The 473-nt window shown below is 52.6% G+C and carries 3 tRNA genes; all 3 read left to right on the forward strand.

Features of this window, described 5'->3' with window-relative positions:
* The first annotated feature begins 96 nt into the window (after window positions 1–96).
* The 3 genes from P0D70_RS36820 (at window position 97) to P0D70_RS36830 (ending at window position 389) form a co-directional block, all read left to right on the forward strand.
* Window positions 97–182 (forward strand) — tRNA-Tyr (locus tag P0D70_RS36820).
* Between the two features lie 42 nt (window positions 183–224).
* Window positions 225–298, forward strand: a tRNA-Gly gene (locus tag P0D70_RS36825).
* Window positions 299–314: 16 nt separating this feature from the next.
* A tRNA-Thr gene (locus P0D70_RS36830) sits at window positions 315–389 on the forward strand.
* The last annotated feature ends 84 nt before the right edge of the window (window positions 390–473 follow it).

Raw genomic sequence — 473 nt, forward strand, 5'->3', positions numbered from 1 at the left:
GCTGAAAACACTATATAAGTGAGAACCTTGGGTTTGGAACGGTCAAGCAAGTCTTGACAACAAGCGGTTGTTCCCCCATAATCATCAGTTCTCTGCGGAGGGGTGCCCGAGTGGCTAAAGGGGGCAGACTGTAAATCTGTTGGCTTACGCCTACGTTGGTTCGAATCCAACCTCCTCCACCAGAATGCAAGTTGCAGCAGTTGTTTGGGAATCCATGGATCCTTGCGGGTGTAGCTCAATGGTAGAGCAGAAGCCTTCCAAGCTTACGACGAGGGTTCGATTCCCTTCACCCGCTCCAGCAACACAGAAGTAGCGCCCATGTGGCTCAGTGGTAGAGCACTCCCTTGGTAAGGGAGAGGTCGGCAGTTCGATCCTGCCCATGGGCACCAGAAGTACTCGGTGATTGTTTGCGCCCGGCGCAACGTACGGAAAAATCCTCTTAGGAGTCGAAAATGGCCAAGGGTAAGTTTGAG

Origin of the sequence: Paraburkholderia sp. RL17-381-BIF-C, assembly GCF_046026435.1 — a bacterium.
GTDB lineage: Bacteria > Pseudomonadota > Gammaproteobacteria > Burkholderiales > Burkholderiaceae > Paraburkholderia.